Origin of the sequence: Klebsiella sp. EMBS2024 (assembly GCF_036233805.1) — a bacterium.
Classification (GTDB): domain Bacteria; phylum Pseudomonadota; class Gammaproteobacteria; order Enterobacterales; family Enterobacteriaceae; genus Klebsiella; species Klebsiella pneumoniae.
The window spans coordinates 3,850,721-3,872,174 of the sequence record NZ_JAZARW010000001.1 but is presented as its reverse complement, the minus strand read 5'-3'; the positions used below and the strand labels follow the sequence as shown (position 1 = coordinate 3,872,174).

Below are 21,454 nucleotides of genomic sequence, written 5' to 3'. Positions count from 1 at the left end.
AAAGGCGGAGCGGAACCGGTAGTTAGGGTGAGGGGGAAGACGCAACGCGCTGGCGGCGTTCCAGACCCGGCGCCTGCCACATCGACGTTGTCAGCCCGCTATCGACAAGGCCAAGCTGATCGGCGTACACCGTCTGCCACTTGCTCATCATCTCCTGATACAGCTCGCGATGCTGCGGATTTGGGGTGAACTCGCGGTGCCAGCTCACTAACCGCTCTCCGGTGCTGGCCATATCGTCATACAGCCCGGCGCCGGTTCCGGCGGCGATGGCGCAGCCCAGAGCAGTGGCTTCGCGGACGACCGGCACCCGCACCGGCAGGCCGGTGACATCGCTGAGGATCTGGCTCCACAGCGCGCCTTTAGAGCCGCCGCCGGCAAACACCAGGCTCTCGAATGTCACCCCGGAGAACTGCGAAATCTGGGCCAGGTTGCAGGCGGAGACAATCGCCGCGTTCTCTTCCAGCGCGCGGAACAGGGTCGCTTTATTGCACTTCTCCGGATCGATGGAGAGGTTAATAAACGACGGCGCGGCGTGGTACCACTGCTTAAAGTGCATAGCGTCGGAAAAAATAGGCATCACGCCGTGGGAACCGGCGGGGACGCGGCTGGCCATCTCCTCCAGCAGCGAATAGGCATCGACGCCGAGCCGCTCGGCAATTAGTTTTTCTTCAGCGCAGAAGGCGTCGCGAAACCAGCGCATGGTCAGGCCGGTAAAGAAGCTGATCGATTCCGCCTGCGCCATGCCGGGAATCACGTGAGGATTAACACGAATATTCATCTGCGGATCGGTGCGCACCTGCGGCAGGTTGACCACCTGCTGCCAGAAAGTGCCGCCGAGTACCGCAGTTTGCCCGGCGCGCACCACCCCAAGGCCCAGGCAGCCGAGCTGGACGTCGCCGCCGCCCATCACCACCGGCGTCCCGGCGCGCAGGCCGCTCTGCTGCGCCGCCGCTTCGGTGACGGCGCCCAGCAGGGTACCGGTCTCTTTGACCGGCGACAGCATATCGGCGCGCAGCCCGGCCATATCCAGCAGCGCCGGACGCCAGTCGCGGCTGAACAGATCGAGCATGCCGGTGGTGCCGGCGTTTGACGGGTCGACCGCCAGCTCGCCGGAAAGCTTCGCCGCCAGCCAGTCGCTGATCATGGTGATGGTTGCCGCTTTGCGGTAGATATCGGGGCGGTGGTGCGCCAGCCACAGCAGGCGCGGCATGGCGCTGAGCGCCAGGGTTTGTCCCGAGACCTCGTATACCTCGGATTCGAAGCGATAGTCGTGGATCTCCTTAAGCTCCGCCACTTCGCGGCTGGCGCGGGCATCGACGTTGGCGCAGGCCCAGATGGCCTCGCCGTTGCGGTCATAGAGAACGATGCCTTCGCGCATCGAACAGCAGGCGACGGACTGAATATCGGCGGCAGAGAGCCGGGCGGCGTCGAGCGCCTGGCGAATGCACTGGCAGGCCAGCTGCCAGTTGGTGGTAAGGTCGAACTCCATCGAGCCGGGGACGTTATCAACGCTCAGGTGTTTCCATTCGGCCTGGCCTACCGCCAGCTGGCGGCCATTAAGATCGAAAATAACCGCCCGAATGCTGCCGGTCCCGGCATCTAACGCTAACAGGTAACTCATGACATGCGCCTCGCTGTTGTCGCGCGGCGCCAGGCCGTCAGGAGGCCAGGGTAAGCACCGCGCGTGCTGTTGTCTCTTCCGTTACCAGGCCATTAATGCGCTTGCCAATCAGAGCGGCATAAATCGCCTGCGCTTTTTCTTCTCCCCCGGCGATGCCAACGATGGTCGGCAGCTGCGCTAGCTCATCAAGGGTCACGCCGAGCAGTTCCCGATGGATCTCCAGTCCTTCTACCGGCCTGCCGTCGGCCTGCAGGAAATAACCTAAAATGTCGCCGACCGCGCCTTTGCGGGCGTACATAAGCTGTTCGCCCTCGCTGATATAGCCGGAGCGCAGGATGGTCGCGTCGCGCCGCTGATCGATGGCGCCGATGCNAACCACCGCCGCGTCCGCCGCCGTCGCCGCGAGGATCACGTCGCGCACGCTCGACTCACGGCGCAGGATCTCGGCGACCTCCGCCGAAGAGACCCGCAGCGGCGCCGGGATAATGCTGACGCTGCAGGCGGCATCCAGCTGGCCAATACCGGTCATATACGGGCCGACGCCGCCGGAGAGGGTCACCAGCCGCACCTGCTGCGAGCCGATAAAGCCGCTGAGATGCTGCAGGCAGCTCATGGTGGCTTCGCCGAAACCGACTGCCAATAATTGCCCCGGTTGCAGAATGCCCATCAGCGACTGCGCCGCGCCGATACCCAGCCGGGTATTCATCGGCGGGGTGTTGAGCGCCGGCAGCACGCGGGCAATCTTGAGTCCAAAGCGCTGCTGGAGTTCACTTTCCAGCGCCAGACAGCCCTCATAGCGCGAGTTGATCTGCACGCGGATCACCCCGGACTGGCGGCCTTTCTCCAGCAGGCGAGAAATCTTCAGCCGCGGCAGCCCCAAACGCTCGCCGATGTCATTTTGCGTCAGGCCGTCGTGGTAGTAGCACCACGCCACCCGCGCCACCAGCTCTTCCTCGGCTAACGCCAGCCCGGCGTAGCGGTTCTCTTCCGTAATGCGTTTTTCGCTCATAAATTGAACTCTTATAAAAATTTAGATCATATGTTCGCTATTGCGCGGCCGGAAAGTGTGAGCCGACTGGCAAAACGGATCTTTCATCGCTGGCCCATTTTTTCCTGAGGATCTAAAGCGCCAAACTGTGATCTTCGCACGGTTGTAAATATAGTTCACCGTCTACGCTTTTNAACATTATTAAATTTAAAAATCATTTGTTCAAACGAGGCGCGACGATGAAGCCACTGCTTGAAGCTCGCCAGATCCGCAAACAGTTCTCCGGCGTTGCCGTGCTGAAGGGCATCGACTTTACGCTATGCGCGGGCCAGGTGCATGCCCTGATGGGAGGCAATGGCGCGGGTAAATCGACGCTGATGAAGATCATCGCCGGCGTCGAAACCCCGGATAGCGGTGAACTGACGATCGGCGACCGCGCGTTTGCGCGCCTCAGCCCGGCGCTGGCCCACCAGCTGGGCATCTATCTGGTGCCGCAGGAGCCGATGCTGTTTCCCAACCTCAGCGTGCGCGAGAACATTCTCTTTCGTTTGCCGAAGCGGGCGGATACCACCGCGCGACTGCAGGAAAAACTGCAGCAGCTGAACTGCCAGATCAACCTCGACGCCAGCGCCAGCACGCTCGAGGTAGCCGATCAACAGATGGTCGAGATCCTGCGCGGCCTGATGCGCGAAGCGCGGATCCTGATCCTTGATGAACCCACCGCCTCTTTAACCCCGGGGGAAACGGAGAGGTTGTTTAGCCAGATCCGCGCGTTACAGGCGCTGGACGTGGGGATCGTGTTTATCTCGCACAAACTGCCCGAAATCCGCCAGCTTGCCAGCCATATTTCGGTGATGCGCGACGGGGCGGTAGTGCTGAGCGGCGAGACCGCAACTTACCGCGATGAGCAACTGATTAGCGCTATGACGCCGGCCAGCCGCGACCATACGCTGAGCGACACGCAAAAGCTGTGGCTGGCGCTGCCGGGCAACCGCCGCACCCAGGCGCAGGATTTTCCCGTGCTGCGGGTGGAGGATCTTACCGGAGAAGGCTTTATCGATCTCAATCTGGAGATCCGCGCCGGGGAGATCGTCGGCCTCGCCGGGCTGGTGGGATCCGGGCGCACCGAATTTGCCGAAACCTTATACGGCCTGCGTCCACCACGCGCCGGGCGGATCTGGCTGGAGAATCGCGAGATTAGTAATGACAGCACCCGAGCCCGGCTGGCCAGCGGGCTGGTCTATCTGCCGGAAGACCGCCAGGTCTCGGGGCTGTTTCTTGATGCGCCGGTGCGCTGGAACACGGTGATGTTCAATCAGCCGTCGTGGTGGCAGCAGGGGAAACGGGAGGCGGCGGTGGTTGAGCGCTATCACCGGGCGCTGGGGATCAAGCTGGCCGATGGCGATCAGCCGGTGCGCACTCTCTCTGGCGGTAACCAGCAGAAGGTGCTGCTGGCGCGCTGTCTGGAGGCCAACCCGCTGCTGCTAATTGTCGATGAGCCGACGCGCGGCGTGGATGTCTCCGCCCGCGCCGATATCTATCAGCTGCTGAAAAGCGTCGCCGCGCAAAATGTGGCAGTGCTGATGATCTCCTCCGATCTGGATGAGTTCATCGGCCTGGCCGACCGGGTGCTGGTGATGCATCAGGGCCGCTACAGCGGCGAGCTGGCGCGGCAGGCGGTGACCGTCGATCGCATGATGACCCTGGCCTTTGGAGGGCAGGCATGAAAACGTTACTCAAGAATCGCGAACTGAGCGCCTTCTTTGCCATCGTGGCGCTCTTTGTTGTGCTGGTGGCGCTCAATCCAGCCTATTTCAGCCTGCAGACCCTGGCGATGATTTTCTCCAGCTCGCAAATCCTCTGCCTGCTGGCATTGGGCGCGACCCTGGTGATGCTGACCCGCAATATTGACGTGTCGGTAGGTTCGACCGTTGGGCTGTGCGCCATCGCCGTCGGCGTGGCGCTGAACAACGGTTACGGGCTGGCGACGGCTATCGCCTTCGCGCTGGCGATTGGCGCGCTGGCCGGAGCTTTTAACGGCCTGCTGGTGGTGGGGCTGCGCATCCCGGCGATCGTCGCGACGCTCGGTACGCTGGGGTTGTATCGCGGGGTGATGCTGTTGTGGACCGGCGGGAAATGGATCGAGGGTTTGCCCGACAGCCTGAAATCGCTCTCGGAGCCCGCGTTTATCGGCGTGTCGCCGCTGGGCTGGCTGGTGCTGGCGCTGCTGCTGGCAGGCGGCTGGCTGCTGTCGCGCACCGCATTCGGTCGTGATTTTTACGCCGTTGGCGATAACCTCGCCGCCGCGCGTCAGCTGGGCGTGGCGGTCAACCGCACGCGGATGCTGGCCTTTACTCTCAACGGTATGCTGGCGGCCTGCGCCGGGATCGTCTTCGCCGCGCAGATTGGTTTTGTGCCTAATCAGACCGGCAGCGGCCTGGAGATGAAAGCCATCGCCGCCTGCGTGCTGGGCGGGATCTCGCTGCTCGGCGGCACCGGCACGCTGCTTGGCGCGTTTCTCGGCGCCTTTTTCCTCACCCAAATTGACACCGTACTGGTGCTGTTCCGCCTTCCCGCCTGGTGGAATGACTTTATCGCCGGCCTGGTGCTGCTCGGTGTGCTGGTGCTCGATGGCCGCCTGCGTCAGGCGCTGGCCCGCCATCAGCGGGCGCTGAAGTACAGCCGTTTTCAGCCCGGTAACAAAGGAAGCAAACAGGTTGCCCGCTTTCCCGAACGCAAAAGCAAAGAGGTGGCTTAAATGAAGCTGAAGCTTAACTGGGAAAGCGCGCTGCTGGCGTTGCTGATCGCGGAAATCTTGCTATTCGGCGCTTTGAATCCGCGCATGCTGGATCTCAATATGCTGCTCTTTAGCACCAGCGACTTTATCTGCATCGGCATCGTCGCGCTGCCGCTGACGCTGGTGATCATCAGCGGCGGGATTGATATTTCGCTGGGCTCGACCATCGGCCTGTGCGCCATCGCCCTCGGGGTGATGACCCAGGCGGGCTGGCCGCTGTGGCTCGCGGTATCGCTGACGTTGCTCTTGGGGCTGCTGTGCGGGTTATTCAACGCCGCGCTGATTCACTACACCGGCATCAGCCCGCTGGTGATCACGCTTGGTACGCTATATCTGTATGGCGGCGGCGCGCTGTTGCTTTCCGGGATGGCCGGCGCGACCGGTTACGAGGGGATTGGCGGTTTTCCCGATAGCTTCACCGCCTTCGCCAATTTAACCCTCGCCGGACTGCCGCTGCCGCTGGTGCTATTCGCGATTATCACCTTTTTCTTCTGGCTACTGGCCCATCGCGGGCGCTTTGGCCGCCACCTCTTTTTACTCGGGCAAAACCCGCGCGCCGCGCGCTATGCCGCGCTGTCGGTGAACGGCATCCCGTACGTGCTGTATGGCCTGGTGGGCGTCGCCTCGGCGGTCGCGGCGCTGGTGATGGTCTCCTATTTCGGCTCGGCGCGTTCGGATTTGGGCCGCGACCTGCTGATGCCGGCACTGACCGCGGCGGTGCTCGGCGGGGCCAATATTTACGGCGGCTCGGGATCGATACTGGGTACCGCGCTGGCGGCATTGCTGGTGGGGTATCTGCAACAGGGTTTACAGATGGTCGGCATCCCCAACCAGGTGTCGAGCGCGCTGTCAGGGGCGCTGTTGGTTGTGGTGGTGATGGGGCGTTCGCTGAGCCTGCACCGTGAATGGGTGCGCGCGACCTGGCGGCGTCTTTTCTCGCATAAAACAATCGGAGCATAAAATGAAATTAAAACTGATCGTGCTGGCGCTGGCGATGAGCGTAGTCACCGCACAGGCGGCGGACCGCATCGCCTTTATTCCTAAGCTGGTCGGCGTCGGCTTCTTTACCAGCGGCGGCAACGGCGCGAAAGAGGCGGGGAAAGCGCTGGGCGTGGATGTTACCTATGACGGTCCCTCCGAGCCCAGCGTCTCCGGCCAGGTGCAGCTTATCAACAACTTCGTCAACCAGGGCTACAACGCGATTATCGTCTCCGCCGTCTCGCCGGACGGCCTGTGTCCGGCGCTGAAGCGGGCGATGCAGCGCGGGGTGAAAGTCCTGACCTGGGATTCCGATACCAAGCCGGAGTGCCGCAGCATCTATATCAATCAGGGCACGCCGCAGCAGCTTGGCGGCCTGCTGGTCGAGATGGCGGAAAAGCAGGTGACGAAGCCTACTGCCAAGGTAGCGTTTTTCTACTCCAGCCCGACGGTGACCGACCAGAACCAGTGGGTGAAGGAAGCCAAAGCCAAAATCGAAAAAGAGCATCCGCAGTGGCAAATCGTCACCACTCAGTTCGGCTATAACGATGCCACCAAATCGCTGCAAACCGCCGAGGGGATCTTAAAAGCCTATCCGGATCTCGACGCCATTATCGCGCCGGATGCCAATGCGCTGCCGGCGGCGGCGCAGGCGGCGGAGAACCTCAAGCGTCAGGGCGTGGCGATCGTCGGCTTTAGTACGCCGAACGTGATGCGCCCGTACGTTGAGCGCGGCACGGTGAAAGCGTTCGGCCTGTGGGATGTGGTTCAGCAGGGCAAAATTGCGGTTAACGTCGCCGATCGATTGCTGAAAAAGGGCGATCTTAACGTAGGCGACAGCGTTGAGGTGAAAGATATCGGCTCGCTGAAGGTCGAACCGAATAGCGTGCAGGGCTACCAGTATGAGGCGAAGGGCAACGGTATCGTGCTGCTGCCGGAGCGCGTGGTGTTCAGCAAAGAGAACATCAACAACTACGACTTCTGACGGAGGATGAGATGGCAGATTTAGACGATATCAAAGAGGGGAAAGACTTCGGCATCGACCGCCCGCAGCAGAATACGCTGTATACCCTGAAAGGCTGCGGCTCGCTGGACTGGGGCATGCAGTCGCGGCTGGCGCGCATTTTTAATCCGCACAGCAACCGCACGGTGATGCTGGCCTTCGATCACGGTTACTTCCAGGGGCCAACCACCGGGCTGGAGCGTATCGACCTGTCGATTGCGCCGCTGTTTGCCGACACCGACGTGCTGATGTGTACCCGCGGCGTACTGCGCAGCCAGGTACCGGCGTCCACCAATAAGCCGGTGGTGCTCCGCGCCTCCGGCGGCAATTCGATTTTAAGCGAACTCTCCAACGAATGCGTGGCGGTGGCGATGGAAGACGCGCTGCGGCTCAACGTATGCGCGGTGGCGGCGCAGGTCTATATCGGCAGCGAATACGAACATCAGTCGATCAATAACATCATCAAACTGGTGGACGCCGGCAATCGCTACGGTATGCCGGTCCTGGCGGTTACCGGCGTCGGCAAAGAGATGACCCGCGACGCGCGCTACTTCTCGCTGGCCAGCCGGATTGCCGCCGAAATGGGGGCGCAGTTTGTGAAGACCTATTTCGTTGAGGAAGGCTTTGAAAAAGTGACCGCCAGCTGTCCGGTGCCGATCGTTATCGCCGGCGGTAAAAAACTGCCGGAGCATGAGGCGCTGGAGATGTGCTGGCGGGCGATCGACCAGGGCGCGTCCGGGGTGGATATGGGGCGCAACATCTTCCAGTCCAGCGCCCCGCGCGCGATGCTTAAGGCGGTGAAAAAGGTGGTGCATGAGAATCTGAACGCGCGCGAAGCGTATCAGTTCTGGCAGGAAGAAAAACAGGGAGAGCTGAAATGAACGTCACGCTAGTGGAGATCAATATTAAACCCGAGCGGGTGGATGAGTTTCTCGAGGTGTTTCGCGCCAACCACGAGGGCGCGCTGCAGGAGCCAGGCAACCTGCGCTTTGATGTCCTGCAGGATCCCGAGGTGAAAACCCGCTTTTTTATCTACGAAGCCTATAAAGACGATGAGGCGGTGCTGGCGCATAAGAAGACGCCGCACTATTTAGCCTGCGTCGAAAAGCTGGAGGAGATGATGTCGCAGCCGCGGCAGAAGCGCAGCTTTATCGGCCTGTTACCGCAGGTGTGAGGGTTATCCTTCACCCTCTCAGAGGGAGAGGGTGAAGGACACTTTATTACGCTTCTTCGACCGAAACGCGCAGGGCCGCCAGCGCCTTGCGCGCCGCCTTCAGCACCTGTTCGCACTGCTCAAGGGTGAGGGTCAGCGGCGGTTCAATGCGGATCGTCTTGGCGTTGTTTAACGTCCCGGCGACCAGCACCCGCTGTCTGAACATCTCGCTGGCAAAGTCGTAGCCAATCTCGTTATCAACAAACTCGATAGCCATCAGCATGCCTTTCCCGCGCACTTCATTCACCAGGTCCGGATACTCCTGCGCCAGCAGGCGGAAACCGTCCAGCAGCATATCGCCTTTCTGCGCCGCCTGCGCCGGCAGGTTTTGCGTCAGCAGCACGTTGATCGTCGCCAGCGCCGCCGCACAGGCCAACGGGTTGCCGCCGAAGGTGGTGGTGTGCAGGAACGGGTTATCGAAGAGCACCGAGAAGACCTCTTCCGTCGCCACCGTCGCGCCGATCGGCATCACACCGCCGCCGAGCGCTTTCGCCAGACACAGAATGTCCGGCTGGACGTTCTCATGCTCGCAGGCGAACATCTTGCCGGTGCGGCCCATGCCGGTCTGCACTTCGTCGAGGATCAGCAATGCGCCAAACTCGTCGCACAGTTTACGGACCGCCGGTAAGTAACCCGCCGGCGGGAGGATCACGCCCCCTTCGCCCTGAATCGGCTCGAGGATCACCGCCGCGACGTCGTCGCCGGTTTTCTTGCACTCGCTCAGCATGGTGCGCATGGCGTTGATATCGCCGAACGGCACGTGGCGGAAGCCCGGCAGCAGCGGCATAAAGGGTTTGCGGAAGGTCGACTTGGCGGTGGCCGACAGCGCGCCCAGCGATTTACCGTGGAACGCGCCGCTGGTGGCGACGAAGGTAAATTTGCCGCGCGGAGACTGATAGGCTTTTGCCAGCTTCAGCGCCGCTTCTACTGATTCGGTACCGCTGTTGCAGAAGAAACTGTATTTGAGCTTGCCGGGCGTTAAGGCCGCCAGGGTTTTCGCCAGCATCGCGCGTAGCGGGTCCAGCAGCTCCTGACTGTGAAGCGGTTGTTTCGCGAGTTGATTCTCGACGGCGGATACCACAACTGGATTACGGTGCCCTACATTGAAGATGCCAAACCCACCAAGGCAGTCGATAAACTCCTGTCCCTGGGTGTCGACAAGCGTATTTAACCCTCCCGCTTGCCACTCTACGGCTCCGTAATCCCCGCCGGCTGTGACCGATTTTCGATACTCTAAAAACCCCGGATTCACATGCTCTTTAAAGTATTCCCTGACCTCCTGGTTAAGTGCTTTCATTTCCTCATGATCAAGCGTGCGCTTTTCAATGAGATTCAGTGCGTGTGCGCTGCAGGCCAGAGCCGATGCGCTGGAAGGTAACCTGTTCAAAATGTGCTCCTGGGGCGGACGTATCACACGATACTGGATTAAGTATTGCAGGGATTACGCCAGTTCGGCAGAAGCGGTGAAAATCGGGATAAATGCAAAGTAAAAGACGAATTGTGTAAAATTTAATCTCATTGCGCCACTATTGGCACGTTTTATTCCTGAGCTGACGAGATTTTCTGCCTGGCGGCAATGGTCGGGGCGATCCGCCGTGGTGCGGGCTGCCCCAGCGCGGGGCAGCCGGTGGTGAAAAAAGAGGCTTAGTCGAGCTGAGAGATCTCCATCGCCGCCCGGTCAATAATGCCGATGATCTGCTTGAGCTGGGCGGTACTGCTGGCCTGCTGGTTCACTTTCAGGTCGAGGACCGCTTTGAAGTTTTCCAGCGCGCGCTTCATCTGCGGATCGCGGCGCAGCTCGCAGCCGACCATCCGCGCCTGCAGGCGCTCCTGGATATGGGCCAGGTGCTCCTGGTTTTCGGCGTGCAGCTGTTTTCCTTCCTCGCTGATAAGGATTTTCTTGCGTCCGTTGTCGTCTTCCACGCTGATAAGGCCCTGGTCCTGGAGCAGATCCAGCGTCGGATAGATCACCCCCGGGCTGGGGCTGTAGTTCCCCTGGGTAAGCGTTTCGATCTCTTTGATCAGCTCATAGCCATGGCTGGCGCTGCGGCTGAGGATATCCAGAATGATCAGCCGCAGTTCGCCGTGGCCAAAGAAACGCTGGCGACGTCCGCCGCCGCGGCGGCCATGGTCGCCGTGTTCGCTGGGATCACCGTGGCGCCCGCGTGGCCCACGCCCTTCTTCATGATGATGTCGCATGGTTACCTCCTGCTGTTTTTGATATATCTAATTTATATCTAAAAAATGAATGTTCGCNATGCTGGTTGCTATTTATTTTTTAAGATGTTGATATATATGTGATTGTTTTCTGGATGTGGATTTTGATGCGGTTTGTTTTGACTATATCAAAAAAAGACTTGCATTCTTTTTAGTTGGCAATCATTATCATTTGCATCAAGTTTAGATATATCTATTTACCGTTCACGAAGGCAATCGATGATGACAAAAACCAAAGCAGACAAGTACCCGCAGCGTGTCCGCAATGAGCTGCGTTTCCGTGAGCTGACGGTGCTGCGCGTGGAGCGCGCAGGCGCGGCGTTCCAGCGTATCGTGCTGGGAGGCGAGGCGCTGGAAGGCTTCGCCTCTCACGGCTTTGACGACCATACCAAGCTTTTTTTCCCCGAGCCGGGCGCGGCATTTACCCCGCCGCAGGTGACCGAGGAGGGGACTGACTGGGGGGAAGGCGTGCGGCCTGCCACCCGCGACTATACGCCGCTGTACGATGCCGAACGTCACGAGCTGGCTTACGATTTCTATATCCACGATGGCGGTATCGCCAGCCGTTGGGCGCTGGAAGCAAAAGTGGGCGATAAGCTGGTGATCGGCGGCCCGCGCGGCTCGCTGGTGGTGCCGGAAGATTATGCCTGGCAGCTGTATGTTTGCGATGAGTCCGGCATGCCGGCGCTGCGCCGTCGTCTGCTGGGATTACGCCAGCTGCCGGCGAGGCCGCAGGTGACGGCCATCGTTACTATCGCCGATGCGTCGTATAAAGATTATCTGGCGGATCTCGACGGCTTTAACATCGAGTGGGTGGTGGGCCACAATCCGGCCTTCGTCGCCGAGCGTCTGGCGCAGGTGAAGGTACCGGCGGAGGATTATTTTATCTGGCTGACCGGCGAAGGCGCGGTGGTGAAATCGCTGCTGGCGCGCTTTGAAGACGAGAGCATCGATCAGCAGCTGGTGCGTTCCCAGGCGTACTGGCACAGCAAGTAAAAAGCCATCGTGGTAAAAGCCGGATAGCGGCGCGTCGCGCCTTATCCGGGCTACCGGCGGTGCCGTTTTTTGTCGGGTGGCGGCTTACGCCTTACCCGACCTGCTATTCGGCGGTGTTACGTCGCCCCGGTAAGCGCAGCGCCACCGGGGAAGGCTTAGCGTTCCGCCAGCGCCTTAAACACCATCGCCACCGCGTGGGCGCCGGGGTCCATGTTGCCGAGCAGGCTATCGCTGTTGAGATAGGACGCGCGTCCGGCGCCGGCTTTGCTTGACTGGCAGGTGCGATCCGCCCCGGCCTGCGCCGCGGCGAAAGCGGCCTGCAGATTCTCCGGTTCGGCCAGCAGCGCCGCCAGGGCCGGCTGCAGAGCGTCGATCATCGTCCGGTCTCCCTCATCGGCGCCGCCGTAAAACTTCATCTGTTCCAGACCGGCGTTCAGCGCCTCGGCCACGCTGGCGCCTTGCCCCAGCTTCTGCCCGGCAGCGGTGAAGAAGATAGACATCAATACCCCGCTGGAGCCGCCCATCACCACCGTCAGGCGTTCGCCGATCAGCGCGAAGAGCGTTGGCAGATCGTTCAGGGGCAGCTGCTGACGCTCGAGCCGCTCGGCAATTTCGCGCGCCCCGGCGGCGAAGGTGGAGCCGGTATCGCCGTCGCCTACTTTGGCATCCAGCGCGTTGAGATGTTCTTCAAGATCGATGAGGGCGCCGGTCACCTGCGCCACGTAATCGCCCACCTGTGGGTTGGCCGAGGGCGTAAAATCCACCCGGGCGCTGTCGAGGGTGGACGGCACGACGTTGATAGTCCGCGGCTGCACCGGCTTCTGCCAGCTGGCGGTTTCCACATCCGAAAGCAGCGCTTTCTCAATACTCTCCTCCAGCACGATGGTGGTCAGCGAGAAGCCTTTCATATCCAGCGCCGTCACCAGCGAGGCCGGGCCTATTAACCAGTCAATGCGCGCCTGCAGCGGGGTGTTGGCCAGCTCGCGGGTCAGAATCGCCATCTCAGCCACCGACACGCCGCCGAGGTTATTGAGCATCACCGCCAGGCGGCCGGTTTCCGGTAGGGCGGCGGTCAGTTTTTCCACCATCAGGTTAACGATTTCTGCACTGTTTTGCGTGGCGATCGTCGAGGCGCCCGGCTCACCGTGGATGCCCATTCCCAGCTCGGCGTGACCGGCCTGATGGCGCGGCGCGCTGTCGGCTTCCTGCGGCAGGTGGCAGCTGGCCAGCGCCACCCCGATGCTGGCGGTATGGCTGGCGGCGTATTGCGCTTCACGCAGGACGGTGGCGAGGTTGAAGCCGCGCTCGGCGAAATAGCCCGCCACTTTATGCACCAGAATGGTCCCGGCGATGCCGCGCGGCTGTTTGTTATCCGGCAGCGAAATATCGTCGCCGACGATCAGCATCTCCACGTTGTAGCCGAGTCGGCGCGCTTTCTCCGCCGCCAGACCGAAGTTAAGCCGATCGCCGGTGTAGTTTTTGACGATCAGCAGGCAGCCCGCCTCGCCGGTCACTGCCTGAATGGCGGTGAGCACCGCGTCGACGCTCGGCGAGGCGAACAGATCGCCGCAGACCGCGGCGGTCAGCATGCCTTTACCAATAAAGCCGACGTGCGCCGGTTCATGGCCGGCGCCGCCGCCGGAGATCACCGCCACGTTGTTTTTATTCAGATCGCGACGGACCACCACCCGGATCGCCGGGTCGCTCTCCAGACGGGCGAGGTTATTCCACGGGCTGGCGATAATGGTACCCTCAATCACATCGTTGACGAGGCTGGCGCGCTGGTTAAAAAAGAATTGAGACATAGTGGTTCCTGAAGAGTAAGCGAAAACTCACCCTCCGGAGGCAGGCCCCCGGAGCGGTAACGGTCAACGTGAATTTTAGTCACGGATAAGGCGCTGGTGGCGCATATCGAGCACGATAGTCTCGCCGGGCTGCACGCTGTTCAGCGCCTCGCCCTGCTGGCTCAGCCAGGCGATCCCCGCCGCGCGGGCGATAATCGCGCCGTGAGCCTGTTCGCTGCCATCGCGCAGGCACAGGCCTTTAACGAAGCTGGCATCCAGCTGTAAGACGGTTGAGGGATAAATGTTGTCGGCAATAATAATTGTTGGCTCGCCGGGCGTCGGCACTCTCTCCTGAACGCCCTGCAGATGGCGCAGGGTGCGCTGCAAAATATCTTCGATATCGATATAGCGCGCCTGCAGGTAGGGGTCATCCAGCTGGCGATACTGCTGGCTGAGCTCCATCAACACCTGATGCCATGCCCATTCCGCCGTGCATTGTTCGGTGAGCAGACGATCGTTGGCGGCATCAAACAGATCGTCATCGTCGAGCAGGGTGTGGTGCCCGGCGAAGATCGCCGCGATATCGGCGTGAAATTTATTTTCCGCCAGCTCGGTCAGGGCGATAAGATCCGCCAGCGTCTGGTCAATGGCCTGGCGCAGGCGCTGCTGCTCGCGGGCGGCATCGGCGGCAGCCGGGCGGAGCGGCTGGATCAGGGCCAGCGGATAGCGCAGGGCAGCGCCTTCGACGCGCTCGGGCGTTGCCGGAGCCGCTGCCGGTTGCGCCGCAGGCGATTCACCGAAGTTATCGGCGGCCAGCGCCTGAAACGCCGCCAGCGCCGCGTCGGCATCCGGACCGCGGGCCAGCAGGCGCAGCTTATCGTTGCGGCGGACCTGCAATAGCGCGATTTGGTTGAGGCTGTCCGGTTTGACGCACTTCCCGTTTTTCTCCAGCAGCAGATCGGCGTTAAAGCCCGCCAGCGCGGCGACCAGCTTCGACGCCGGACGCACGTGCAGGCCGTTATGATTGTTAATAATGACTGACACCGATTTTGTGTCGCCGTCGTCGGCAAGCATCGGCGCCGGCGCGGCGTCAGAAGTTGGCGAAGGTAAACCCAGCTGAACCCGCTTGGCCTCCAGGGCGCTCATGGCGTCGGCGATCACCTTGTCGATCCCGGCGCCGGAGGCAGCGCTGACGGTGGCCGCCAGCGTCCCTTCCACCAGCGGCGCGGCGCACAGTCGCACCTTCGCGGCAATCGCCGGATCGAGCAGATCGAGGGCGGTTTCGGCGCTGAGCAATGCGCTGCCGATATCCATCATCACCAGCACGTGATCGGTATCGGCCACGGATTCGATCGCCTCCATGACTTTAAGCGGATCGGTGCCGATCGGGCTGTCGGGATCGTCGATCCCGGCGGCGATCGCCAGTTTGCAGCCATCGTTGATTAACATCTGCCGGGCCAGTTCTCCGACACCTTCGCCCAGCCGGGCGCTATGAGAAACAATAACCAGGTTTACCATCGCGATTTCCTTACTCTTTGGCGGCGGCGGCCAGCATCTGAACCATAAACAGCACCGAGGTCGCGCCGGGATCCTGATGTCCGATGCTGCGCTCGCCGAGATAGCTGGCGCGGCCTTTACGCGCCTGCATAGTGATGGTGGCGTGGGCCGCACGCTCGGCCACTTCGCAGGCGGCATCCAGCGCGGCGGCGATCGACAGGTGCTGCTCGCTGGACTGGCGCAGGGAGTCCACCACCGGCAGCCAGACGTCGCACATGGTTTTATCCCCTGGCTCCGCTTTGCCGCGGTTGACGACACCGTCCGCACCTTCGCGGATCATCAGGTACAGCTCGTCGAGCGTCAGGCTCTGGTGGGCCTGGGTCACCTGCGCGGCGCGAATGAAGAAGGTGCCGAACAGCGGGCCGCTGGCGCCGCCGACGTTGGAGAGCAGCGTCATGCCGGTGTTTTTGAGGATAAAGCCAATATCTTTATCGGCAATCGACGGCAGCTTTTCGACCACTTTACTGAAACCGCGGTGCATATTGAGACCGTGGTCGGCGTCGCCAATCTCTTTATCGAGGCCGGTGAGAAAATCGCTCTCTTTGGTGAAAATATCGCCGCAGCGGTACAGCCAGTCGACGATTTGCGTTCTGTTCAGTGACATGTCGTGCTCCTTAGTTTCCCCAGTTCAGCGCCGGGGTGTGAACCGGGGCGTCCCATAGCGTCAGCGTCTCGTCATCCACTTTCAGCAGAGTGATGGAGAAGCCCGCCATATCCAGCGAAGTACAGTAGCTGCCGATGAGGTTGCGTTCGATGATGATGCCGGACGCTTCGCAGCGCTGGGCAAGGCGGTTATACACGCCATACAGTTCGGAAAGCGGAGTGGCGCCGAGGTTATTAACCAGCGCGATAACCCGGTCGCCGTTTTGCAGCGCGTTTTTGCTCTGCTGCACTTCCTGCCACGCGCCCTTGACGGTATCCCACTGGCGCAGCGTGCGGCTGTAAGCGCCGTTTTCCAGCAGGGTATCGAACATCTCATCGACGGTTTGGTCCAGCGAGCTGAAGCGGCGGCGGTCGATGCCCGGCTCGCCGTGAATGCCGACGCCGAACTCCATCTCGTCATCTTTCAGCGTAAAGGAGGGCTGCCCGGCAGCCGGTACGGTGCAGGCGCCGAGGGCGATACCAATCGAGTGGCCGAGATTGTTCAGGCGGCGGCCCAGTTCAGCGCAGGCTTCCAGCGAGTCGCCGCGCTCGGCGGCGGCGCCGACCAGTTTTTCGATCAGTACGGTGTTGGCGACGCCGCGACGACCGGCGGTATAGAGGCTGTCTTTCACCGCCACGTCGTCGTCGACCACCACGGTGGTGACTTTAATGCCGCTCTCATGCAGCAGCTCGGTGGCGGTCTCAAAATTCAGGATGTCGCCGGTATAGTTTTTGATAATTAGCAAGACGCCTTCGCCGCCGTCAATTTGCATCGCGCATTCAAACATTTTGTCCGGCGTCGGCGAGGTGAAGATTTCCCCCGGACAGGCGCCGGAGAGCATGCCCTGGCCGATATAGCCGCAGTGCATCGGTTCATGTCCGCTGCCGCCGCCGGAGAGCAGGGCCACCTTGCCAGCCACCGGCGCGTCGGTGCGGGTCACATACAGCGGGTCCTGATGCAGGGTCAGCTGCGGATGGGCTTTAGCCAGCCCCTGTAATTGTTCATTCAGTACATCTTCAACACGGTTAATCAGCTTTTTCATTATTCAGTGCTCCGTTGGAGAAGGTTCGATGCCGCCTCTCTGCTGGCGGAGGCAGTCATCGCGTAGGGGTATCGTCTGACGGTGGAGCGTGCCTGGCGATATGATGATTCTGGCTGAGCGGACGAAAAAAAGAATGCCCCGACGATCGGGTTTCATTACGAAACATTGCTTCCTGATTTTGTTTCTTTATGGAACGTTTTTGCTGAGGATATGGTGAAAATGCGAGCTGGCGCGCTTTTTTTCTTCTGCCATAAGCGGCGGTCAGGATAGCCGGCGAAGCGGGTGGGAAAAAANTTTTTGCTGATTTTCTGCCGACTGCGGGAGAAAAGGCGGTCAAACACGGAGGATTGTAAGGGCATTATGCGGCAAAGGAGCGGATCGGGATCGCAATCCTGACAGAGACTAGGGTTTTTTGTTCCAATATGGAACGTAAAAAATTAACCTGTGTTTCATATCAGAACAAAAAGGCGAAAGATTTTTTTGTTCCCTGCCGGCCCTACAGTGATCGCACTGCTCCGGTACGCTCCGTTCAGGCCGCGCTTCACTGGCCGGCGCGGATAACGCCAGGGCTCATCATGTCTACATGCGCACTTATTTGAGGGTGAAAGGAATGCTAAAAGTTATTCAATCTCCAGCCAAATATCTTCAGGGTCCTGATGCTGCTGTTCTGTTCGGTCAATATGCCAAAAACCTGGCGGAGAGCTTCTTCGTCATCGCCGACGATTTCGTAATGAAGCTGGCAGGAGAGAAAGTGGTGAATGGCCTGCAGAGCCACGATATTCGCTGCCATGCGGAACGGTTTAACGGCGAATGCAGCCATGCGGAAATCAACCGTCTGATGGCGATTTTGCAAAAACAGGGCTGCCGCGGCGTGGTCGGGATCGGCGGTGGTAAAACCCTCGATACCGCGAAGGCGATCGGTTACTACCAGAAGCTGCCGGTGGTGGTGATCCCGACCATCGCCTCGACCGATGCGCCGACCAGCGCGCTGTCGGTGATCTACACCGAAGCGGGCGAGTTTGAAGAGTATCTGATCTATCCGAAAAACCCGGATATGGTGGTGATGGACACGGCGATTATCGCCAAAGCGCCGGTACGCCTGCTGGTCTCCGGCATGGGCGATGCGCTCTCCACCTGGTTCGAGGCTAAAGCTTGCTACGATGCGCGCGCCACCAGCATGGCCGGAGGACAGTCCACCGAGGCGGCGCTGAGCCTCGCCCGCCTGTGCTATGATACGCTGCTGGCGGAGGGCGAAAAGGCCCGTCTGGCGGCGCAGGCCGGGGTAGTGACCGAAGCGCTGGAGCGCATCATCGAGGCGAACACTTACCTCAGCGGCATTGGCTTTGAAAGCAGTGGCCTGGCCGCTGCCCATGCAATCCACAACGGTTTCACCATTCTTGAAGAGTGCCATCACCTGTATCACGGTGAGAAAGTGGCCTTCGGTACCCTGGCGCAGCTGGTGCTGCAGAACAGCCCGATGGACGAGATTGAAACGGTGCTGGGCTTCTGCCAGCGCGTCGGCCTGCCGGTGACGCTCGCGCAGATGGGCGTCAAAGAGGGGATCGACGAGAAAATCGCCGCGGTGGCGAAAGCTACCTGCGCGGAAGGGGAAACCATCCATAATATGCCGTTTGCGGTGACCCCGGAGAGCGTCCATGCCGCTATCCTCACCGCCGATCTGTTAGGCCAGCAGTGGCTGGCGCGTTAATTCGCGGTGGCTAAACCGCTGGCCCAGGTCAGCGGTTTTTCTTTCTCCCCTCCGGCAGTCGCTGCCGGAGGGGTTCTCTATGGTACAACGCGGAAAAGGATATGACTGTTCAGACTCAGGATACCGGGAAGGCGGTCTCTTCCGTCATTGCCCAGTCATGGCACCGCTGCAGCAAGTTTATGCAGCGCGAAACCTGGCAAACGCCGCATCAGGCCCAGGGCCTGACCTTCGACTCCATCTGTCGGCGTAAAACCGCGCTGCTCACCATCGGCCAGGCGGCGCTGGAAGACGCCTGGGAGTTTATGGACGGCCGCCCCTGCGCGCTGTTTATTCTTGATGAGTCCGCCTGCATCCTCAGCCGTTGCGGCGAGCCGCAAACCCTGGCCCAGCTGGCTGCCCTGGGATTTCGCGACGGCAGCTATTGTGCGGAGAGCATTATCGGCACCTGCGCGCTGTCGCTGGCCGCGATGCAGGGCCAGCCGATCAACACCGCCGGCGATCGGCATTTTAAGCAGGCGCTACAGCCATGGAGTTTTTGCTCGACGCCGGTGTTTGATAACCACGGGCGGCTGTTCGGCTCTATCTCGCTTTGCTGTCTGGTCGAGCACCAGTCCAGCGCCGACCTCTCCCTGACGCTGGCCATCGCCCGCGAGGTGGGTAACTCCCTGCTCACCGACAGCCTGCTGGCGGAATCCAACCGCCACCTCAATCAGATGTACGGCCTGCTGGAGAGCATGGACGATGGGGTGATGGCGTGGAACGAACAGGGCGTGCTGCAGTTTCTCAATGTTCAGGCGGCGAGACTGCTGCATCTTGATGCTCAGGCCAGCCAGGGGAAAAATATCGCCGATCTGGTGACCCTCCCGGCGCTGCTGCGCCGCGCCATCAAACACGCCCGTGGCCTGAATCACGTCGAAGTCACCTTTGAAAGTCAGCATCAGTTTGTCGATGCGGTGATCACCTTAAAACCGATTGTCGAGGCGCAAGGCAACAGTTTTATTCTGCTGCTGCACCCGGTGGAGCAGATGCGGCAGCTGATGACCAGCCAGCTCGGTAAAGTGAGCCACACCTTTGAGCAGATGTCTGCCGACGATCCGGAAACCCGACGCCTGATCCACTTTGGCCGCCAGGCGGCGCGCGGTGGCTTCCCGGTGCTGCTGTGCGGCGAAGAGGGGGTTGGGAAAGAGCTGCTGAGCCAGGCTATCCACAATGAAAGCGAACGGGCGGGCGGCCCCTATATCGCCGTCAATTGCCAGCTGTATGCCGACAGCGTGCTGGGCCAGGATTTTATGGGCAGCGCCCCTACCGACGATGAAAATGGCCGCCTGAGCCGCCTTGAGCTAGCCAACGGCGGCACCCTGTTTCTGGAAAAGATCGAGTATCTGGCGCCGGAACTGCAGTCGGCCCTGCTGCAGGTAATTAAGCAGGGCGTGCTCACCCGCCTCGACGCCCGGCGCCTGATCCCGGTGGATGTGAAGGTGATTGCCACCACCACCGTCGATCTGGCCAATCTGGTGGAACAGAACCGCTTTAGCCGCCAGCTGTACTATGCGCTGCACTCCTTTGAGATCGTCATCCCGCCGCTGCGCGCCCGACGCAACAGTATTCCGTCGCTGGTGCATAACCGGTTGAAGAGCCTGGAGAAGCGTTTCTCTTCGCGACTGAAAGTGGACGATGACGCGCTGGCGCAGCTGGTGGCCTACTCGTGGCCGGGGAATGATTTTGAGCTCAACAGCGTCATTGAGAATATCGCCATCAGCAGCGACAACGGCCACATTCGCCTGAGTAATCTGCCGGAATATCTCTTTTCCGAGCGGCCGGGCGGGGATAGCGCGTCATCGCTGCTGCCGGCCAGCCTGACTTTTAGCGCCATCGAAAAGGAAGCTATTATTCACGCCGCCCGGGTGACCAGCGGGCGGGTGCAGGAGATGTCGCAGCTGCTCAATATCGGCCGCACCACCCTGTGGCGCAAAATGAAGCAGTACGATATTGACGCCAGCCAGTTCAAGCGCAAGCATCAGGCCTAGTCTCTTCGATTCGCGCCATGGAGAACAGGGCATCCGACAGGCGATTGCTGTAGCGTTTGAGCGCGTCGCGCAGCGGATGCGCGCGGTCCATGGCCGTCAGCAGGCGTTCGAGCCGACGGGACTGGGTGCGCGCCACGTGCAGCTGGGCAGAGGCGAGATTCCTCCCCGGGATCACGAACTGTTTTAACGGGCCGCTCTCGGCCATATTGCGGTCGATAAGCCGCTCCAGGGCGGTGATCTCCTCTTCGCCGATCGTCTGGCTCAGGCGGGTCAGGCCCCGCGCATCGCTGGCCAGTTCAGCCCCCAGCACGAACAGCGTCTGCTGAATATGGTGCAGGCTTTCCCGCAGCCCGGCGTCGCGGGTCGTGGCGTAGCAGACGCCCAGTTGGGATATCAGTTCATCGACGGTGCCGTAGGCCTCGACGCGAATATGGTCTTTCTCGATGCGGCTGCCGCCGTACAGGGCGGTGGTGCCTTTATCCCCGGTGCGGGTATAGATACGATACATTCAGTTTCTCTCACTTAACGGCAGGACTTTAACCAGCTGCCCGGCGTTGGCGCCGAGCGTACGCAGATGATCGTCGCTATCGGTGACGTGTCCGGTAGCCAGCGGCGCGTCCGCCGGCAGCTGGGCATGAGTGAGGGCTATCTCGCCGGACGCGCTGAGCCCGATACCCACCCGCAGGGGCGAGCTTCTGGCCGCCAGGGCGCCCAGCGCAGCGGCGTCACCGCCTCCGTCATAGGTTATGGTCTGGCAGGGGACCCCCTGCTCCTCCAGCCCCCAGCACAGCTCATTGATGGCGCCGGCATGGTGCCCGCGCGGATCGTAAAACAGGCGTACGCCTGGCGGTGAAAGCGACATGACGGCCCCCTCGTTAAC

20 protein-coding genes are annotated in these 21,454 nt (G+C 61.0%); 9 read left to right on the top strand and 11 right to left on the bottom strand.

Annotated features, from left to right (window positions below; translation table 11 throughout):
• Positions 1–22: 22 nt before the first annotated feature.
• Positions 23–1,621: an autoinducer-2 kinase gene (gene lsrK, locus VZP09_RS17625; RefSeq protein ID WP_040181578.1), complete on the bottom strand. Its 1,599-nt coding sequence runs from the start codon at positions 1,619–1,621 to the stop codon at positions 23–25.
• Positions 1,622–1,658: 37 nt separating this feature from the next.
• Positions 1,659–2,630, bottom strand: coding sequence for a transcriptional regulator LsrR (gene lsrR / locus VZP09_RS17620; RefSeq protein ID WP_328795309.1), 972 nt, complete (start codon positions 2,628–2,630; stop codon positions 1,659–1,661).
• Between the two features lie 218 nt (positions 2,631–2,848).
• Here lsrR and lsrA point away from each other — a divergent pair, with 218 nt between their 5' ends.
• The 6 genes from lsrA to lsrG are packed head-to-tail and all read left to right on the top strand — an operon-like array spanning position 2,849 to position 8,561.
• Entirely contained in the window at positions 2,849–4,336 is a 1,488-nt protein-coding gene (gene lsrA / locus VZP09_RS17615; protein WP_004181393.1) for an autoinducer 2 ABC transporter ATP-binding protein LsrA, read from the top strand.
• A complete protein-coding gene (gene lsrC / locus VZP09_RS17610) occupies positions 4,333–5,367 on the top strand; it encodes an autoinducer 2 ABC transporter permease LsrC (RefSeq protein WP_032415569.1) in 1,035 nt (344 codons plus the stop codon). Before lsrA ends, lsrC begins: the two co-directional genes overlap by 4 nt.
• Positions 5,368–6,366 carry an autoinducer 2 ABC transporter permease LsrD gene (gene lsrD, locus VZP09_RS17605; protein ID WP_032415568.1) on the top strand — a complete coding sequence of 333 codons (999 nt, stop codon included), beginning with the start codon at positions 5,368–5,370 and terminating at the stop codon, positions 6,364–6,366. It abuts the gene before it with no gap.
• Position 6,367: 1 nt separating this feature from the next.
• Positions 6,368–7,369 carry an autoinducer 2 ABC transporter substrate-binding protein LsrB gene (lsrB, locus tag VZP09_RS17600; protein WP_032415567.1) on the top strand — a complete coding sequence of 334 codons (1,002 nt, stop codon included), beginning with the start codon at positions 6,368–6,370 and terminating at the stop codon, positions 7,367–7,369.
• A gap of 11 nt (positions 7,370–7,380) precedes the next feature.
• Positions 7,381–8,268, top strand: coding sequence for a 3-hydroxy-5-phosphonooxypentane-2,4-dione thiolase (gene lsrF, locus VZP09_RS17595; protein ID WP_032415566.1), 888 nt, complete (start codon positions 7,381–7,383; stop codon positions 8,266–8,268).
• Positions 8,265–8,561, top strand: coding sequence for a (4S)-4-hydroxy-5-phosphonooxypentane-2,3-dione isomerase (lsrG, locus tag VZP09_RS17590; protein ID WP_002917723.1), 297 nt, complete (start codon positions 8,265–8,267; stop codon positions 8,559–8,561). The genes lsrF and lsrG overlap by 4 nt, the downstream gene beginning before the upstream one ends.
• A gap of 46 nt (positions 8,562–8,607) precedes the next feature.
• Here lsrG and ygjG read toward each other — a convergent pair whose 3' ends face one another.
• A complete protein-coding gene (gene ygjG, locus VZP09_RS17585) occupies positions 8,608–9,987 on the bottom strand; it encodes a putrescine aminotransferase (protein WP_009309655.1) in 1,380 nt (459 codons plus the stop codon).
• A 257-nt stretch (positions 9,988–10,244) separates the two neighbouring features.
• On the bottom strand, positions 10,245–10,799 hold the full coding sequence (locus VZP09_RS17580) for a PadR family transcriptional regulator (protein WP_087848199.1): 555 nt from the start codon (positions 10,797–10,799) through the stop codon (positions 10,245–10,247).
• 237 nt (positions 10,800–11,036) lie between these two features.
• Between VZP09_RS17580 and VZP09_RS17575 the strand changes: the two genes are divergently transcribed.
• The gene (locus tag VZP09_RS17575) at positions 11,037–11,813 is read left to right on the top strand and encodes a siderophore-interacting protein (RefSeq protein WP_165452882.1); all 777 of its coding nucleotides are present in this window, start codon (positions 11,037–11,039) and stop codon (positions 11,811–11,813) included.
• Positions 11,814–11,968: 155 nt separating this feature from the next.
• Here VZP09_RS17575 and VZP09_RS17570 read toward each other — a convergent pair whose 3' ends face one another.
• The 5 genes from VZP09_RS17570 to VZP09_RS17550 all read right to left on the bottom strand — a co-directional run bounded on the left by VZP09_RS17570 (position 11,969) and on the right by VZP09_RS17550 (position 17,180).
• A complete protein-coding gene (locus VZP09_RS17570) occupies positions 11,969–13,618 on the bottom strand; it encodes a glycerone kinase (RefSeq protein WP_004150929.1) in 1,650 nt (549 codons plus the stop codon).
• A gap of 75 nt (positions 13,619–13,693) precedes the next feature.
• Complete coding sequence (gene dhaM, locus VZP09_RS17565) at positions 13,694–15,115, bottom strand: dihydroxyacetone kinase phosphoryl donor subunit DhaM (protein ID WP_004174229.1); 1,422 nt, start codon at positions 15,113–15,115, stop codon at positions 13,694–13,696.
• Positions 15,116–15,125: 10 nt separating this feature from the next.
• Positions 15,126–15,758 carry a dihydroxyacetone kinase subunit DhaL gene (dhaL, locus tag VZP09_RS17560; RefSeq protein WP_004181378.1) on the bottom strand — a complete coding sequence of 211 codons (633 nt, stop codon included), beginning with the start codon at positions 15,756–15,758 and terminating at the stop codon, positions 15,126–15,128.
• A gap of 10 nt (positions 15,759–15,768) precedes the next feature.
• Positions 15,769–16,839, bottom strand: coding sequence for a dihydroxyacetone kinase subunit DhaK (gene dhaK, locus VZP09_RS17555; RefSeq protein WP_040151427.1), 1,071 nt, complete (start codon positions 16,837–16,839; stop codon positions 15,769–15,771).
• Positions 16,840–16,994: 155 nt separating this feature from the next.
• Positions 16,995–17,180 carry a hypothetical protein gene (locus tag VZP09_RS17550; RefSeq protein WP_328795308.1) on the bottom strand — a complete coding sequence of 62 codons (186 nt, stop codon included), beginning with the start codon at positions 17,178–17,180 and terminating at the stop codon, positions 16,995–16,997.
• 269 nt (positions 17,181–17,449) lie between these two features.
• On the opposite strand from VZP09_RS17550, the gene VZP09_RS17545 reads away from it, so the two are divergent.
• Together VZP09_RS17545 and dhaR are read left to right on the top strand one after the other, a co-directional pair.
• Positions 17,450–18,547 (top strand): glycerol dehydrogenase, encoded by a 1,098-nt coding sequence (locus tag VZP09_RS17545; protein ID WP_002917681.1) that lies wholly within the window; start codon positions 17,450–17,452, stop codon positions 18,545–18,547.
• A 101-nt stretch (positions 18,548–18,648) separates the two neighbouring features.
• On the top strand, positions 18,649–20,574 hold the full coding sequence (dhaR, locus tag VZP09_RS17540) for a dihydroxyacetone kinase operon transcriptional regulator DhaR (RefSeq protein WP_002917680.1): 1,926 nt from the start codon (positions 18,649–18,651) through the stop codon (positions 20,572–20,574).
• On the opposite strand, the gene VZP09_RS17535 is transcribed toward dhaR, so the two are convergent.
• Positions 20,552–21,082, bottom strand: coding sequence for a cob(I)yrinic acid a,c-diamide adenosyltransferase (locus VZP09_RS17535; RefSeq protein ID WP_002917679.1), 531 nt, complete (start codon positions 21,080–21,082; stop codon positions 20,552–20,554). The genes dhaR and VZP09_RS17535 overlap by 23 nt on opposite strands.
• Entirely contained in the window at positions 21,083–21,436 is a 354-nt protein-coding gene (locus VZP09_RS17530; RefSeq protein ID WP_002917678.1) for a glycerol dehydratase reactivase beta/small subunit family protein, read from the bottom strand.
• Positions 21,437–21,454 lie beyond the last annotated feature (18 nt).